At 41.5% G+C, this 14,897-nt stretch carries 16 protein-coding genes; all 16 read right to left on the reverse strand.

Annotation, left to right across the window (positions count from 1 at the left end; all coding sequences use genetic code 11):
• Positions 1–28: 28 nt before the first annotated feature.
• The 16 genes from hisF to lpxA all read right to left on the reverse strand — a co-directional run bounded on the left by hisF (position 29) and on the right by lpxA (position 14,892).
• Positions 29–784, reverse strand: a complete 756-nt coding sequence (gene hisF, locus ACQ93I_RS11590; RefSeq protein ID WP_431698678.1) for an imidazole glycerol phosphate synthase subunit HisF — start codon at positions 782–784, stop codon at positions 29–31.
• Between the two features lie 138 nt (positions 785–922).
• A complete protein-coding gene (hisA, locus tag ACQ93I_RS11595; RefSeq protein WP_431698679.1) occupies positions 923–1,642 on the reverse strand; it encodes a 1-(5-phosphoribosyl)-5-[(5-phosphoribosylamino)methylideneamino]imidazole-4-carboxamide isomerase in 720 nt (239 codons plus the stop codon).
• Positions 1,643–1,693: 51 nt separating this feature from the next.
• Entirely contained in the window at positions 1,694–2,044 is a 351-nt protein-coding gene (locus ACQ93I_RS11600; RefSeq protein ID WP_431698680.1) for a four helix bundle protein, read from the reverse strand.
• Positions 2,045–2,108: 64 nt separating this feature from the next.
• On the reverse strand, positions 2,109–2,702 hold the full coding sequence (gene hisH, locus ACQ93I_RS11605; protein WP_431698681.1) for an imidazole glycerol phosphate synthase subunit HisH: 594 nt from the start codon (positions 2,700–2,702) through the stop codon (positions 2,109–2,111).
• Between the two features lie 37 nt (positions 2,703–2,739).
• A complete protein-coding gene (gene hisB / locus ACQ93I_RS11610) occupies positions 2,740–3,876 on the reverse strand; it encodes a bifunctional histidinol-phosphatase/imidazoleglycerol-phosphate dehydratase HisB (RefSeq protein WP_431698682.1) in 1,137 nt (378 codons plus the stop codon).
• Positions 3,873–4,925 carry a histidinol-phosphate transaminase gene (hisC, locus tag ACQ93I_RS11615; RefSeq protein WP_431698683.1) on the reverse strand — a complete coding sequence of 351 codons (1,053 nt, stop codon included), beginning with the start codon at positions 4,923–4,925 and terminating at the stop codon, positions 3,873–3,875. The genes hisB and hisC overlap by 4 nt, the downstream gene beginning before the upstream one ends.
• Positions 4,918–6,216, reverse strand: a complete 1,299-nt coding sequence (gene hisD / locus ACQ93I_RS11620; protein WP_431698684.1) for a histidinol dehydrogenase — start codon at positions 6,214–6,216, stop codon at positions 4,918–4,920. The genes hisC and hisD overlap by 8 nt, the downstream gene beginning before the upstream one ends.
• 12 nt (positions 6,217–6,228) lie before the next feature.
• Positions 6,229–7,086, reverse strand: coding sequence for an ATP phosphoribosyltransferase (hisG, locus tag ACQ93I_RS11625; RefSeq protein WP_431698685.1), 858 nt, complete (start codon positions 7,084–7,086; stop codon positions 6,229–6,231).
• Between the two features lie 213 nt (positions 7,087–7,299).
• Positions 7,300–8,115, reverse strand: a complete 816-nt coding sequence (locus ACQ93I_RS11630) for a prohibitin family protein (RefSeq protein WP_266068555.1) — start codon at positions 8,113–8,115, stop codon at positions 7,300–7,302.
• A gap of 20 nt (positions 8,116–8,135) precedes the next feature.
• Positions 8,136–10,166 carry a VWA domain-containing protein gene (locus tag ACQ93I_RS11635; RefSeq protein WP_431698686.1) on the reverse strand — a complete coding sequence of 677 codons (2,031 nt, stop codon included), beginning with the start codon at positions 10,164–10,166 and terminating at the stop codon, positions 8,136–8,138.
• A gap of 126 nt (positions 10,167–10,292) precedes the next feature.
• Positions 10,293–11,039, reverse strand: a complete 747-nt coding sequence (gene fabG / locus ACQ93I_RS11640) for a 3-oxoacyl-[acyl-carrier-protein] reductase (protein WP_423818872.1) — start codon at positions 11,037–11,039, stop codon at positions 10,293–10,295.
• A gap of 139 nt (positions 11,040–11,178) precedes the next feature.
• Complete coding sequence (gene sucD, locus ACQ93I_RS11645; RefSeq protein WP_431698687.1) at positions 11,179–12,051, reverse strand: succinate--CoA ligase subunit alpha; 873 nt, start codon at positions 12,049–12,051, stop codon at positions 11,179–11,181.
• Positions 12,052–12,115: 64 nt separating this feature from the next.
• On the reverse strand, positions 12,116–12,526 hold the full coding sequence (locus ACQ93I_RS11650) for a nuclear transport factor 2 family protein (RefSeq protein ID WP_431698688.1): 411 nt from the start codon (positions 12,524–12,526) through the stop codon (positions 12,116–12,118).
• Between the two features lie 2 nt (positions 12,527–12,528).
• The gene (locus tag ACQ93I_RS11655; RefSeq protein WP_431698689.1) at positions 12,529–13,461 is read right to left on the reverse strand and encodes a UDP-3-O-(3-hydroxymyristoyl)glucosamine N-acyltransferase; all 933 of its coding nucleotides are present in this window, start codon (positions 13,459–13,461) and stop codon (positions 12,529–12,531) included.
• Positions 13,462–13,527: 66 nt separating this feature from the next.
• Positions 13,528–14,094: an elongation factor P gene (gene efp / locus ACQ93I_RS11660; RefSeq protein WP_431698690.1), complete on the reverse strand. Its 567-nt coding sequence runs from the start codon at positions 14,092–14,094 to the stop codon at positions 13,528–13,530.
• A gap of 12 nt (positions 14,095–14,106) precedes the next feature.
• Positions 14,107–14,892: an acyl-ACP--UDP-N-acetylglucosamine O-acyltransferase gene (gene lpxA / locus ACQ93I_RS11665; protein WP_431698691.1), complete on the reverse strand. Its 786-nt coding sequence runs from the start codon at positions 14,890–14,892 to the stop codon at positions 14,107–14,109.
• Positions 14,893–14,897 lie beyond the last annotated feature (5 nt).

Raw genomic sequence — 14,897 nt, forward strand, 5'->3', positions numbered from 1 at the left:
AAAACCTGTGAGGTCTAATTACTAAACATTACATTCTAACTTCAATCCCTTTTTCCTTCATTTTCTGTTTTAAATCCCTGATTTCAATCTCCTTGAAATGAAATACACTGGCAGCTAATGCAGCATCGGCTTTCCCTTTAGTAAAAGCCTCACAAAAATGCTCTTTATTTCCTGCACCACCTGAAGCAATTACCGGAATACTTACCAAATCAGAGATCTTTGCAAGGGCTTCATTAGCAAATCCTGCCTTGGTACCGTCGTGGTCCATTGAAGTGAAGAGGATCTCGCCAGCACCGCGTGCTTCAACTTCTTTAACCCAGTCAAAAAGGTCAATTTCTGTCGGGACTTTTCCACCTACCAGATGTACCAGCCATTTGCCCTGTACCTGCCTGGCATCTATGGCCACAACAATGCACTGCCTGCCAAATTTTGCTGCCAGTTCATTGATAAGTTCAGGATTTTTTACTGCGGCAGAATTTATAGATACTTTATCGGCTCCATTTTGCAGCAGCACATCAACATCTTCTACTGAAGATATTCCGCCGCCAACAGTAAATGGTATATTTACGGTAGCTGCTACTTTCCTGACAAGTTCTGCCAGGGTCTTTCTTTTCTCTTCGGTGGCTGAAATATCCAGAAAAACCAGCTCATCTGCGCCCGACTTTGAATAAATTTCAGCAAGCTCCACCGGATCCCCGGCATCGCGTAAACTCACAAAATTTACTCCTTTCACGGTCCTTCCATCTTTGATATCCAGGCAGGGAATTATTCTTTTTGTCAACATTTTTATAGTATTGAGTAATTAGAATTGAGTACTGGGTTGAACTCGTGACTCTATTTTTATAATTTTATTCTTTCGGCACATTATCCTCTTCACATTTCAAATTTGAAGCCTGGAATTTGGTGCTTGGAATTTGGAATTTTATCCAATGAATTCCTCCAGTTGCTTTAAACTGATCTTATTTTCATAGATCGCCTTTCCTAAAATAGCACCTTCACACCCAATTTCCCTGAGCTTTGGAAGATCATCAAATTCCGCTATTCCTCCCGACGCGATCAGTTTCACGTCTTTTATTTCACTCAAAATTTTTCGATACAATTCAAAAGAAGGCCCCTGTAACATTCCATCTTTGGCAATGTCGGTACAGATCACATATTTCACTCCATTTTCAGAATACTTCTGAATAAACGGAAGCAAATCTTCTTTCGAATCTTCCAGCCATCCACTCACGGCCACTTTTTCGTCCTTTGCATCTGCCCCTAAAATGATCTTTTCACTGCCGTACTTTTCCAACCAGGACAAAAATGTCTCACGGTCTTTTACAGCTATACTGCCACCAGTGATCTGGGAAGCCCCGCTGTTGAAGGCGATTTCAAGATCTTTATCAGATTTTAATCCGCCGCCAAAGTCGATCTGAAGATCAGTTCCTGAAGCGATTTGTTCAAGCACCTTATAATTTACAATATGTTTCGATTTGGCTCCATCTAAATCCACGAGGTGCAGATACTGAATCCCGTGATCCTGAAACATCTTCGCCACCTCCAACGGATTCTCGTTATAAATCTTTTTTGAATTGTAATCACCTTGTGAAAGCCTTACGCATTTCCCGTCAATGATGTCTATGGCTGGTATAATTCTCATTTGAAGTTAGATTTTAGAAGTACGAAATTAGAAGTCATAATTTTAAAGATATTATTTTTGATTGCGACGTGCAGTATTTATGGAAGCCACAACTATGGACAATATTTCATTTGCTTCAGAATGCAAAGTTTTGACCTCCTCCAAGTCATGATCAAGTATTTCCAGAAAAAGCTCAAGAAAATACATACTTTCATCTGCTTCTTCTTCAACAATTTTCAATTTATTAATGAAATCAGCAGTTGATTTAGCTCTTTGAGCTGCACGATAATTTGCTCCTACAGAACTTGAACTTCTGATAAGTTGATTCACATAAGCATTATACTCCCGGGAATTTGGAATCTTGTGGCAAAACTTCCAGCAATCAACAGCAAATTCCTTTGTTCTTAATTTTAAATCTTTCATTGACTTAATTTTATACTACAACTTCGTACTTCCGATTTCGTAATTCTAACTTCACTTCGTACTTCTAACTTCGTAAATCTAACTTCAAAAAGTTTTCCAGAATTTTCTCCCCTGCTTCGCTACTTTTTTCCGGGTGAAATTGTACTCCGGAAAAGTTATCTTTTTGTAGTGCAGAAGAATAATTCACTCCATAGTCGCATTTGGCAATAGTTTCAGAGCATACGGGAGCGTAGAAGCTATGCACCAGGTAAACGAACTCCTGTTCTGCTATCCCCTCAAAAATGTCACTTTTGAGCTCCTTTATCCTGTTCCAGCCTATATGCGGTACCTTCAGGGTTTTCTCGAAATGGATCACATCCACATCAAAGATCCCCAGACCCTCCGTATCACCTTCTTCAGACCAGTTGCACATCAACTGCATGCCCAGGCAAATACCCAAAACCGGCTGCTTCAGCTGCGGAATCAACGTATCCAATCCAGTACTTTTAAGCTTTTTCATGGCCGAACTCGCCTCTCCCACTCCCGGAAAAATGACCTTATCTGCCGACTTTATTTCTTCAGCATCGCTACTCAATACTCCGGTGTAGCCAAGTCTTTCCAAAGCAAACTTTATACTCTGAATATTACCCGCCCCGTAATCTATAATTACAATTTTCATTTATCTCAATTCTCAATACTAACTACTCAATACTCTCTTAAAGCATTCCCTTCGTTGACGGCAATATCATCTTTTCAGCGTCTCTTTTTACCGCTACTTTAATTGCTTTTGCAAAAGCCTTAAAAATAGCTTCTATTTTATGATGTTCATTAGTGCCTTCAGCTTTGATGTTCAGGTTAGCCTTTGCTCCGTCGGTGAAGGATTTGAAAAAGTGGTAGAACATCTCTGTAGGCATGGCCCCTATCATTTCTCTTTTAAATTCAGTTTCCCAAACCAGCCAGTTCCTTCCGCCAAAGTCAATCGCTACCTGCGCCAGGCAATCATCCATAGGCAACGCAAAACCATATCGTTCTATGCCCAGCTTGTTGCCTAAAGCCTTAGAAAAGACCTCACCCAAAGCAATCGCCGTGTCTTCTATAGTATGGTGCTCATCTACCTCAAGATCACCTTTTACAGTAATTTCCAGATCCATTTGCCCATGTCGCGAAATCTGGTCGAGCATGTGGTCAAAGAATTTGATCCCGGTGTCTATGTTGCTTTGTCCGGTGCCGTCGAGGTTTAGCTTGATATAAATATCGGTTTCATTGGTTTTCCTGCTGATGGACGCAGTGCGTGCTTCCAGTTTTAAAAATTCATAAATGTCTTTCCAGGAATTCGTTTCCAACCGGATATCTTTTTGGAGTTCTTCCTTTTTAACCGAAATTTCCCCGCTCCCCAATTCTTCATGACCTGTTATAAAAATCCCTTTTGCACCAAGATTTTTTGCCAGTTCCATATCTGTCAGGCGATCTCCAAGAACAAATGAGTTTTTAAGATCGTATTTTTCAGTATCAAAATAAGCTTTTAAAAGTCCGGTGCCGGGTTTTCTGGTGGGTGCATTATCTTCAGGAAAAGTCCTATCTATCACTACTTCAGAAAATTTCACTCCTTCATTCTCGAACGTCTTCAGAATAAAATTTTGCACCGGCCAAAAAGTATCTTCAGGAAAGGAATCTGTACCCAAACCATCCTGATTGGTCACCATAACCAGCTCATAATCCAGCTCTTTTGCTATTTTTGACAGGTATTGAAAAGCTTCGGGATAAAACTCGAGCTTATCAAAATGATCCAGCTGAAAATCATTGGGTTCTAAAACTATGGTGCCGTCACGATCTATAAATAATACTTTTTTCATGCTTCAAGTTGCGTTAATTTCTTAATTAATTCCCTGTTTTCTTCAGGCGTACCCACAGTGAACCTCAGGGTATTCTCACATAGTTCCTGGTTGCTGCGGTTGCGTACCACCACCCCGGCTTTTAGCAATTGCTCATATTTCCCCGCAGCATCATCTACTCTGGCCAGTAAAAAATTAGCATCTGACGGAAAAATGTCCTTCACAAATGCCATTTTTGAGAGGTTAGTACGCAGCGACTCTCTCTCCTGAAGAATCACTTCAACCTCCTGGCTCACCTCTTCGGGACTGGACAATCGATCATGTGCTCGTTTTTGAGTAAGCTCGTTCACGTTGTAAGGAGGCTTAATTTTATTTAGTATTCCAATAATTTCTTCGGAAGCATAGCAGATCCCCAGCCTTATTCCGGCAAGGCCATAAGCTTTGGACAGGGTTTGCGTGATCACCAGGTTCGGAAATTCCTCTAACCGCTGAAGCCAACTTTTTTCAGCTGAAAAATCTATGTAGGCCTCATCAATAACTACAAGTCCGTTAAAATTCTTCAGGATCTTTTCTACGGAAGCTTCCGAAAATGAATTGCCGGTGGGGTTGTTTGGAGAGCAAAGGAAAATGATTTTAGTTTGCGCATCAATTCTATTTAAAATAGCATCCACATCGGGCTGAAAGTCGGTTTTAAGAACTACCTCCCTGTCTTCAACTTCATTCAGGCCCGCCAGGACCTTATACATGCCATAAGTTGGTGGCAGGGTGATCACATTATCTACCTGGGGCCGGCAAAAGGCTCTGAAGATAAGATCCAGCACCTCGTCACTACCATTCCCCAGCAAAATTTTGTCCGCAGAAACACCTTTTTGAGAGGCAAGCAGCTGCTTCAGCTTTCCCTGCTGCGGATCGGGATAACGGTTCACACCATTCTCAAACGGATTTTCATTGGCATCCAAAAATGTCATTTTTCGGCCGTCAGTTTTGTACTCGTCCCTTGCTGAAGAATATGGTTTCATCTTCAGGACATTCGCCCGCACCAAACTGTTGAGATCAAAACTATTACTCATTACCCGAAGCTTTTAATTTATTCAACCTTAGAGTCACAGCATTTTTGTGCGCCTGTAAACCTTCAGCCTCTGCCATTAATTCGATGGAAGGCCCAATCTTCTGGATTCCTTCCGAAGAGATCTTCTGAAAAGTAATGGCTTTGGTGAAACTGTCGAGGTTTACGCCGCTGTACTGTTTCGCATATCCATTAGTTGGGAGCGTATGATTTGTCCCCGAAGCGTAATCTCCTGCACTTTCGGGCGTGTAATTTCCAATAAATACAGAACCTGCATTATTTATTCCATCCACAAAAAAATCGGGATTTGAGGTGCAGATAATAAAATGTTCGGGGGCATATTCGTCAATAAGTTCGAGTGCTTTTTCTTCAGAATTCATATAGATAAACCTCGAGTGCGCTATTGCTGCCTGTGCAGTCTCCTTCCGCGGAAGTTCTTCGAGCTGCTTTTCAATTTCAGAAGCTACCTCCTCCAGAAGTGCTTTTGAAAGAGAAACAAGCACCACCTGACTATCGGCACCGTGTTCGGCCTGCGAAAGCAAATCGGAAGCTACAAAGGCTGCATCGGCAGAGTCATCGGCTACCACAAGTAATTCCGAAGGGCCGGCAGGCATATCTATCGCCACATTATACTTGGTAGCCATTTGTTTAGCGACGGTAACATACTGGTTTCCGGGGCCAAAGATCTTGTAGACCTTATCAATACTCTGTGTTCCAAAGGTCATGGCTGCAACAGCCTGAATCCCTCCCACTTTATAAATCTTCTTTATCCCACAAAGTTGGGCGGTGTAAAGGATCGCCGGGTTCACTGAACCATCTTTTGCAGGCGGCGTACAAAGAACCACCTCTTTACAACCTGCAATTTGCGCAGGTACGGCAAGCATCAATATCGTTGAAAACAAAGGCGCTGTACCACCGGGAATGTACAAGCCCACTTTCTGGATAGGCCGCTTCTCCTGCCAGCACGCTACCCCCGAAACCGTTTCAACTGAAACAGGTGCTGTTCTTTGGGCAGCGTGAAACTTCCGGATATTTTCTTTGGCCAGATCTATAGCGGCTTTAAGTTCTTCGGAAACTGCAGCTGATGCCTTCTTTATTTCTTCAGATGTAACTTCAAAAGCATCAGATTTATATCCGTCAAAAAGTTCAGAATAATTTCTAACGGCTGCGTCACCTCCGGCTTTTACTTCCCTGAAAATCTGTTCGACAATTTGTTCAATATCTGCGACAGTTTTGGTTGGTCGCTCGAGTATTGCTTCCCATTCCTGTCTTTGCGGATTAAAAAATTTCTTCATTTTTTTCAGCTTTTAAAGTACCATTTTTTCAATAGGTGCAACAAGAATTCCCTCGGCACCATTTTGCTTTAGCTCGTCAATAACTTCCCAGAACCTTTCTTCTGAAATTACTGTGTGCAGTGAACTCCAGCCCTCTTCGGCTAAAGGCAGTACCGTAGGACTTCTCATTCCCGGAAGTAAATTAACTACAGCGTCAAGTTTATTATTTGGTACGTTCATGAGAATATATTTGGAGCTACGGGCGCGCAAAACGGCTTTTATTCTGAACTGCAACTTTTCGAGAACCTCTTTTCTTTCTGAAGAAATTTCGGGCGAAACTGCCAAAACTGCTTCACTTTTCAGCATTACTTCCACTTCTTTAAGGTTGTTCTTGAAGAGTGTACTCCCACTGGAAACAATATCACAGATAGCATCGGCCAGGCCAATATTTGGTGCAATCTCCACCGAGCCATTAATAATGTGAAGATCGGCTGTAACTCCCTTTTTTGAGAGGTAATCTCTTACCGTGTTAGGATATGAAGTTGCGATCCTGGCGCCCTGAAGATCTTCTACACCCGAATATTTAGCCGACTTTGGTACGGCAAGGGAGACACGGCACTTTGAAAAACCAAGTCTTTCGGCCACCATAATATCCTCCCCTTTTTCAACAAGTACATTCTCTCCAATAATGGCGGCGTCAACCACTCCATCCCTTAGATATTGCGGAATGTCTCCATTGCGCAAATAAAACACTTCGAGAGGGAAGTTGCCTGAAGTTGCCTTGAGTTGTTCTCTCCCGTTGTCTATAGAAATCCCGGCGTCTTTTAAGAGCTTAAGGGAATCATCGTGTAATCTCCCCGATTTTTGTACTGCAATTCTAATTCTGTTCATTTTAGTTGATTTTATGTTCAGGCAGACCAAGGGGAATAAAAAAACCCGTTTGAGCTGCTCAAACGGGTTTTTGAAATATGGATTATACACATATCAATCTCACCTCGCAAGAGCGAATGAATGAGAATGATGATGATGTAGTTGTTGTGCTTTCATTGTGTGAGACAAAAATATATTTTTATTTCAATTTCAGGAAGAAATTCTTTAAAAAATTTAATTATCTCCTAAAATCAATGGCATTCCGTCGTCTCCCGAACCAATCACCACAACTTTTGCATTAGGCGATTTAGCCAGTTCTACAGTAGCCTGAATCCCTTTTTCACGCAATACTAACGGAGTTAAAGATGCATTAAGAATCTCGTTGGCACGAGCCTTACCTTCGGCATCAATACGCTGTCTTTCAGCTTCCTGCTCGGCTTTAGTCAAACGGAACTCATACTCAAGAGATTCCTGTTCCTGGCGTAGCTTTCGCTCAATAGCCTCTTTAATAGTGGCAGGAAGAGAAACATCACGCACTAATACTTCGTTTACCTGCACATATTGGTCCTTAAGTAGTTTTTGAGTTTCTTCAAAAATTTCCTGTTGTATGGCTTCTCTCTTACTGGCGTAAAGCTGCTCCGGATTATATCTACCCACTACAGCCCGTGCTGCAGATCGCACCGCAGGTTGCAATACCCTTTGAACGTAAGCTTCACCCCGTTCTTTATGCAACAATCCAAGATCTTCATAATCTGGCTCAAACCAAATTGAGGCATCCAGTTTTATTTCGAGACCATTTGAAGAAAGTACCTGCATTTTCTCATCAAGAGATTGTTGACGCACTTCATAAACAAAAACCTTGTTCCAGGGTGCTACGAAGTGGAAACCTTCACCAAGCGGGGGTTCATCTGTTACCACACCACCACCAAAAGTCTGGTAAAGCACTCCTGCTTCTCCCGAATTTATAGTGATTGTAGATTTAGCAATTAGAATAACTAAGATAATTCCTGCAAAGAGAATTGGCAGGCCAATTTTGGGCAATCTGTCCATAACTAATAAATAATAAGAATTTAAATAAGGCCGTAATATTTTCTTAAGAACCACTCAGCACCAAGGGCTAAAACAATGATTCCCAGTAAATATTTCCAGTCAATCAAAGATACGTTCTTTTCACGGCTTTTCTGGACTGTAGCGTAAGAATCGTTGGATAATAAATCGTTCTTGAGCTGCTGAAATTCCTGCAGAAAATAAACCTGCCCCCCACTTTGATCTGCAATTTGCTGAAGCCCCTCTACATTTGCTCTTCCAAATTGCTTTTCTACATCAAAATCGAGTATTCTAAAACTACCCGACCGTGATAAACCTTCACCTGCCGCACTTACCCTGAAGTTATAATCTCCTGCTGGCAGGCTGCTTAGATCTACTTTGTAAGAACTGCCATTGAGCAATAAGGGAATTTGCCGCTGTACTCCTGTTTCCGCATTTTCTACCCGAATTTCAAGCCTTGCCCGCCGGTCAAAAATGTAACTTTGATCAAAATAATCTGCTGCAATAATGACTTCTTCAGTGCCATTATAAAGCGGTTCATATTGAAGCAGTAACCTGTCCTGCCTGCCTTTTGAAGCAAGGAACTGCACCAATTTACCTATGAGGTCATCAAATTTTTCAAACGATCCGGTTTCTCTAAAAACCACACTTCGCCAGCGCCAAATATCTGCTCCAAACAAAAATGCAACTTTTAAATCTCCTGCTGTGGTCACCCCCATCAAAGGTGTACCGGTATTCACCCCCTGTACTTCCCTGGCAAGTAAGACGTCCAGATTTTCGGGAGCTTTAAAATCTCCGAAGCTTCCTTCAAGTGGCGGAAAATCTGAAAACCCGATATCTTCTGTCTGGAAGGCTTTAAAATTTTCATTCCAAACCGGGAAAAATTCTTCGGACTGGTTTGTAAGCTCCTGCTTAAAAATATCCTGCTGCCGATTAAGAAAATTCCAGTCGGTTTTTGGTCCTGTTATGAGAAAATAATTCTGATTTTGTTCCTGAAGTCCGTCCATCATAGGCTTAAACCTGGAATCGGGTTGATACAGTATTACAAGCTGATAACCTTTGGTATCTGTAACCTGATTGATGGGTTGAAGCTCTACTTCCCTTTGCTGATTAGCTTCTATGGCATTTTGAAGCGCACCCAGATCGGGATGTAAAACGGAATAGGCAATAAGCACTTTTGTAAGCTCATCAATGACTTCTACCGCAAATTCGCGCGTATTGTTAAGCAGGTTCTTTTCGGTATCAAGTTTCTCTAGGCGTACCAGGTAATTATGAACTCCCACTGCCCCTGCGGGAAGTTCAACCCTTATTACTTCGGAATTATCTTGGGAAGAAAATGAAAGCTCCTCTGAATGCACCACTGAATTCCCTTCTAAAATCTCCAACTTTGTTTCTACGGAAGAATTCCCGGAATAATTCAGCATGATCTCCACCGGAAAACGATTGTTCAAAAAGGCATATTTATTAACGTTGATCCTGGAAATATTTAAATCCTGATATTTCACAGTATCCCCCACCACTACCGGAAGTACTGGTTGCCGGTAACGTTCAGCAGCAAAAATAAACTCTTCCCCTATGGTCTGATTCCCGTCTGTAATAAGCACTGTAGGTGCCACCTGATCTTCGTAGAGGGAAGCAAGACGGTTAAAAACGGCAGGAAGGTTAGTTTGAGGGGCTTGAAAGTTCAGGGAATCATGCTGTTCAATATCTCTTCCGAAGGAAAACATCTTTATATCAAAATTTTCCTTCAATTGCTGGTCCTGACGGATAGCTTCAGCAAAATTTTTCACCTCTTCTCCTGCTCCAAACTCCCTGATAGACGAAGAATTGTCTACAGCCAGTATTAAAGCTGGTTTTTCGGTATAATACCGGGTACTGTTAATTTTTGGATTGATAAGTAATACCAGAAGGGCGAATACTGCCGCAAAACGTAAGGTGGCAAAAATGGCATTTTTGGAACCCTTTTTTTTTGCCTTGTATAAATACTGAAACAGCGCCACAATCAATGCCAGCACAAAAGAGAGTAGAATAAGTAAAAATGTTGAAACAGGCATTTAATAAATTAGAGAAAGAAAAGTACGCAAATAATGCCAAGAGAAAAAGGCTGCTTAAAAGTTCATTTACAAAAATGCACTTTTTAAGCAGCCTCTATATAAAATATAAAAAATTCAATATTAAATCTACGTCAACATACCTCCATCTACGTTGATCACCTGCCCTGTGATGTAAGCACTTAGGTCACTGGCAAGGAAAACGCAGGTATTGGCAATATCTTCGGGCGTACCGCCTCTCTTCAACGGAATAGCCTCTCTCCAACCTTCAACAGTTTTCTCGTCGAGCTTTCCGGTCATTTCGGTTTCAATAAAACCAGGAGCTATAACATTGGTCCTGATGTTACGAGATCCCAGTTCCAGGGCCATAGATTTGGAGAAGCCTATCATTCCGGCTTTTGAAGCGGCGTAGTTTGCCTGGCCGGCATTTCCTTTAACGCCAACCACACTACTCATATTGATAATGCTTCCCTGGCGCTGCTTTAGCATGGTTCTTTGTACCGCTTTGGTCATGTTGAATACCGACTTCAGGTTCACCTCAACTACCTTATCAAAATCTTCCTCGCTCATTCGCATAAGGAGATTATCTTTGGTAATGCCGGCATTATTGACTAGAATATCTATACTTCCGAAGTCCTGAAGCACATCTTTTACAAGTTCTTCAGCTTCTTTAAAGTCGGCTGCATTCGATTTATATCCTTTTGCTTTAATTCCGAGTTCCTGAAGTTCCTTTTCAAGCTGGTTGGCAGCTTCAGCAGATGAGCTGTAGGTAAAGGCAACATTGGCCCCGTGTTTCGCAAAAACCTCGGCTATTCCTTTACCAATACCTCTACTGGCACCGGTAATGATAGCATTTTTTCCTTCTAGTAATTTCATGATAAAATATCTGTTTTCCTGGTGTGGATTAATTTCTTTCAAATATAATAAAAGAACCGGTCAAGACTGAAAAACCTCCGGAAACTGCCATTTTTGACAAGTCACGGAGGTTCTTATTATTTTTGACCCGGAATATTGACTATCCCAGAACTTCTTTTACTTTTTTACCAATTTCGGCAGGAGAATCAACAACGTGAATTCCGTTCTCCTTTAAAATGGCTTTTTTCGCCTGGGCTGTATCTTCGCTTCCACCAACAATGGCTCCTGCATGCCCCATGGTTCTACCTTTTGGTGCAGTTTCACCGGCGATAAATCCAATTACCGGTTTCTTGTTACCATTTTCCTTCACCCACTTCGCTGCATCGGCTTCAAGCTGACCTCCAATTTCACCAATCATTACGATACATTCGGTTTCATCGTCATTCATCAACAATTCAACAGCTTCTTTGGTAGTGGTACCAATAATTGGATCTCCTCCAATCCCAATGGCAGTAGTAATACCAAGTCCCTGCTTCACAACCTGATCGGCTGCTTCATAGGTAAGGGTTCCGGATTTTGAAACGATCCCAACTTTTCCTTTTTTGAAGACAAAACCTGGCATGATACCCACCTTTGCTTCTCCGGGAGTAATCACTCCAGGACAGTTAGGGCCAACAAGACGACAATCTTTATTTTTAATATAATCGGCAGCTTTAATCATATCGGCAACAGGGATACCTTCAGTAATTGCAATAATCACCTTGATACCTGCGTCTGCTGCTTCCATAATAGCATCGGCTGCAAAAGCCGGTGGTACAAAAATAATTGAAACGTCGGCTCCTGTTTCTTTAACAGCATCAGAAACGGTGTTAAAAACAGGCTTTTCAAGATGTTTTTGTCCTCCTTTACCCGGAGTTACACCACCTACCACATTCGTTCCGTACTCGATCATTTGACCGGCGTGAAAAGTACCTTCACTTCCGGTAAATCCTTGTACAATTATTTTTGAATCTTTATTGACTAAAACGCTCATAGTTGATTTTTTGATTTTTCAGTTGCAAAATTAGGTTTTTATAAAAGAAGCCTAAAGGGTTTTATTAATTAATTGGAAGGAAAGAATCCAGATTTTCAGGGCTGTCATCGGCCTGCTGACTTATTTGATGGCCTTTGTACATCTTCCCGTCCTTACATTCCCAAATAGATATAAAATGTGCCATGGGCAGCTCTTCATCGGGGTTCTCTACAGTTCTTACGTAATAAGTAAACCGAATAGTGACCATGTCACCGTCGCTTAACAAATGACTAATATCGGCCCGCAGATGTTCAAAAGATTGAGAAAGTTCTTTAGACATGCCGGCAATCTCTGAATAGCCAAGCTTGTGAAATCCGCCGCTACTGTTCCAAAACAGCTGTGCGTCGGGGTGTAAATAGTCTTTTACAGAATCAGGATTTCGATAAAAATCTGAAGAGTAGAATTTGGCAACGCAATCTTTAGGTGTTAAGCTCATAATCAACCGTTTATTTTGTCCATCAATTTAGGCAATCGGCGCAAAAGTGCCAACTCTTTAAGCCACTCGCGCGACTCCATTGCCGGATTTCCCGAATATACGGTATTTTCTTTAGTTGATTTTGTAATCCCTGCCTGCCCCATCATTACACCACCTTTCTTCACTACAATCCCGCTTCGGAAACCTACCTGCCCCCATATAGTCACATCATCTTCAATAACCACCGCACCTGCAATACCTACCTGCGAAGCAATAAGGCAATTTTCTCCAATGACCGTATCGTGGCCCACCTGGATAAGGTTATCCATTTTAGTGCCTTTTCCAATGGTGGTATCACCAGTCACGCCTTTATCTATAGTACAATTAGCGCCAATATCTACATTGTCTTTGATCACCACTCTTCCACCCGATATAAGTTTATCGTAACCCTCGGGGCGTTTCTTGTAGTAAAAGGCATCGCCTCCTAAAACTGAACCTGAATGAATGGTAACATTATCTCCAATTATTGTGTTATCGTAAATACTTACGTTAGCATGAATAAGACAGTTCTTACCAATTTTTACATTGTTCCCCACAAAAGCGGTTGGTTGCACTACCGTTCCTTCTCCAATTTCTGCGGAAGAAGCCACATTTGAAGTAGCTTTTTCAAAAGGCTTAAAGTACCTGGTGAGCTTATTGAAATCCCTGAAGGGATCATCTGAAATTAATAAAGCTTTTCCTTCAGGACATTCTACTTCTTTGTTGATAAGAATAATGGTAGCTGCCGAATTCAAAGCCTTGTCATAATACTTCGGATGATCTACAAATACAATATCTCCCGAAGTCACCACATGAATCTCATTCATTCCCAAAACAGGGAAATCGGCCGGACCTACATATTCCGAAGAAATTATTGTAGCGATCTGCTCGAGGGTATGTTGCTGCGGGAACTTCATGTTAGATATGAGATGTTAGATATTAGATGTGAGATTTGAGATATTAAATTCTCTGATCACCGATCACTATTCTTTAATTCTTTCCTTGTAAGTACCTTTATCGGTTTCTATCTTGATCTTATCACCTTCGTTGATAAAAAGGGGAACGTTCACTTCGGCACCTGTTTCTACTGTTGCAGGTTTGGTGGCATTAGTTGCTGTATTCCCTTTAACTCCCGGTTCTGTATGGGGTACCTCAAGAATCACACTTGCAGGCATCTCAACAGATAGCGGCATTTGATCTTCGGTATTAATTAGAATAGTAACCACTTCCCCCTCTTTTAGAAGTCCCGGTGCATCAAGTGCGTTTTCGGTAAGTCTAATCTGGGTATAATCTTCAGTGTTCATGAAGTGGTAAAATTCGCCATCATTGTAAAGAAACTGGAACTTATGAGTTTCAACCCTTACGTCTTCGATCTTGTGACCTGCAGAAAAGGTGTTATCAATCACTTTTCCTGTAGTTACACTTTTCAATTTTGTTCTAACGAAAGCAGGACCTTTTCCCGGCTTCACGTGAAGAAATTCTACAACTTTGAATATGTCATGGTTGTATCTTATACACAATCCATTTCTAATATCACTTGTACTTGCCATTTTTGCGCCTTATTAATTTGTACTTAAATATCCTTTCATGATTCCTCGTTGGGAATTCTTGATAAACTCTAAAATATCATCTCTTTCGGAAGTGGCTTCCATTTCAGCTTCAATGATGGCCACAGCCTGGGTATTGTTGTAGTTCTTCTGATAGAGAATTCTGTAAATATCCTGGATCTCCCTAATCTTATCAGTAGAAAAACCACGACGTCTTAGTCCGATTGAATTCACTCCTACGTAAGACAGGGGCTCCCTTCCGGCTTTTACGAAAGGAGGAACATCCTTACGCACTAAAGAACCACCGGTTACAAAGGCGTGACTCCCAATACTACAAAACTGTTGAATAGCGGCCATACCTGCAAGAATTACATAGTCTCCTACATTAATATGACCTGCCAGGGTACTGTTATTTGAAAAGATACAGTTGTCACCCACCACACAATCGTGCGCAATGTGACAATAGGCCATGATCCAGCAGTTCTTACCAATTTTGGTCTTCATCCTGTCGGTAGTACCACGGTTGATAGTCACACATTCTCTAATTGTGGTGTTATCCCCAATTTCGGTAAGTGTATCTTCATCATTAAATTTTTTGTCCTGAGGAACAGCAGAAATAACGGCACCGGGAAAAATATTACAGTTCTTTCCGATCCTCGCCCCTTCCATGATAGTAACATTCGATCCTATCCAGGTGCCTTCTCCAATCACCACATTGTTATGTATAGTGGTAAAGGGTTCAATCACTACATTTTTCGCAATCTTGGCTCCGGGATGAACGTATGCTAAGGGTTGATTCATAGTTT

Origin of the sequence: Salinimicrobium sp. WS361, assembly GCF_050750585.1 — a bacterium.
Taxonomy (GTDB): domain Bacteria; phylum Bacteroidota; class Bacteroidia; order Flavobacteriales; family Flavobacteriaceae; genus Salinimicrobium.

Excerpts from the sequence above, each read along its gene's own strand:
- hisC (WP_431698683.1), bottom strand. The coding sequence starts at position 4,925 with ATGAGTAATAGTTTTGATCTCAACAGTTTGGTGCGGGCGAATGTCCTG.
- efp (WP_431698690.1), bottom strand. The coding sequence starts at position 14,094 with ATGGCAAGTACAAGTGATATTAGAAATGGATTGTGTATAAGATACAAC.
- ACQ93I_RS11655 (WP_431698689.1), bottom strand. The coding sequence starts at position 13,461 with ATGAAGTTCCCGCAGCAACATACCCTCGAGCAGATCGCTACAATAATT.
- hisH (WP_431698681.1), bottom strand. The coding sequence starts at position 2,702 with ATGAAAATTGTAATTATAGATTACGGGGCGGGTAATATTCAGAGTATA.
- hisB (WP_431698682.1), bottom strand. The coding sequence starts at position 3,876 with ATGAAAAAAGTATTATTTATAGATCGTGACGGCACCATAGTTTTAGAA.
- hisA (WP_431698679.1), bottom strand. The coding sequence starts at position 1,642 with ATGAGAATTATACCAGCCATAGACATCATTGACGGGAAATGCGTAAGG.
- fabG (WP_423818872.1), bottom strand. The coding sequence starts at position 11,039 with ATGAAATTACTAGAAGGAAAAAATGCTATCATTACCGGTGCCAGTAGA.
- ACQ93I_RS11635 (WP_431698686.1), bottom strand. The coding sequence starts at position 10,166 with ATGCCTGTTTCAACATTTTTACTTATTCTACTCTCTTTTGTGCTGGCA.
- ACQ93I_RS11600 (WP_431698680.1), bottom strand. The coding sequence starts at position 2,044 with ATGAAAGATTTAAAATTAAGAACAAAGGAATTTGCTGTTGATTGCTGG.
- ACQ93I_RS11650 (WP_431698688.1), bottom strand. The coding sequence starts at position 12,526 with ATGAGCTTAACACCTAAAGATTGCGTTGCCAAATTCTACTCTTCAGAT.
- sucD (WP_431698687.1), bottom strand. The coding sequence starts at position 12,051 with ATGAGCGTTTTAGTCAATAAAGATTCAAAAATAATTGTACAAGGATTT.
- ACQ93I_RS11630 (WP_266068555.1), bottom strand. The coding sequence starts at position 8,115 with ATGGACAGATTGCCCAAAATTGGCCTGCCAATTCTCTTTGCAGGAATT.
- hisG (WP_431698685.1), bottom strand. The coding sequence starts at position 7,086 with ATGAACAGAATTAGAATTGCAGTACAAAAATCGGGGAGATTACACGAT.
- hisD (WP_431698684.1), bottom strand. The coding sequence starts at position 6,216 with ATGAAGAAATTTTTTAATCCGCAAAGACAGGAATGGGAAGCAATACTC.
- hisF (WP_431698678.1), bottom strand. The coding sequence starts at position 784 with ATGTTGACAAAAAGAATAATTCCCTGCCTGGATATCAAAGATGGAAGG.
- lpxA (WP_431698691.1), bottom strand. The coding sequence starts at position 14,892 with ATGAATCAACCCTTAGCATACGTTCATCCCGGAGCCAAGATTGCGAAA.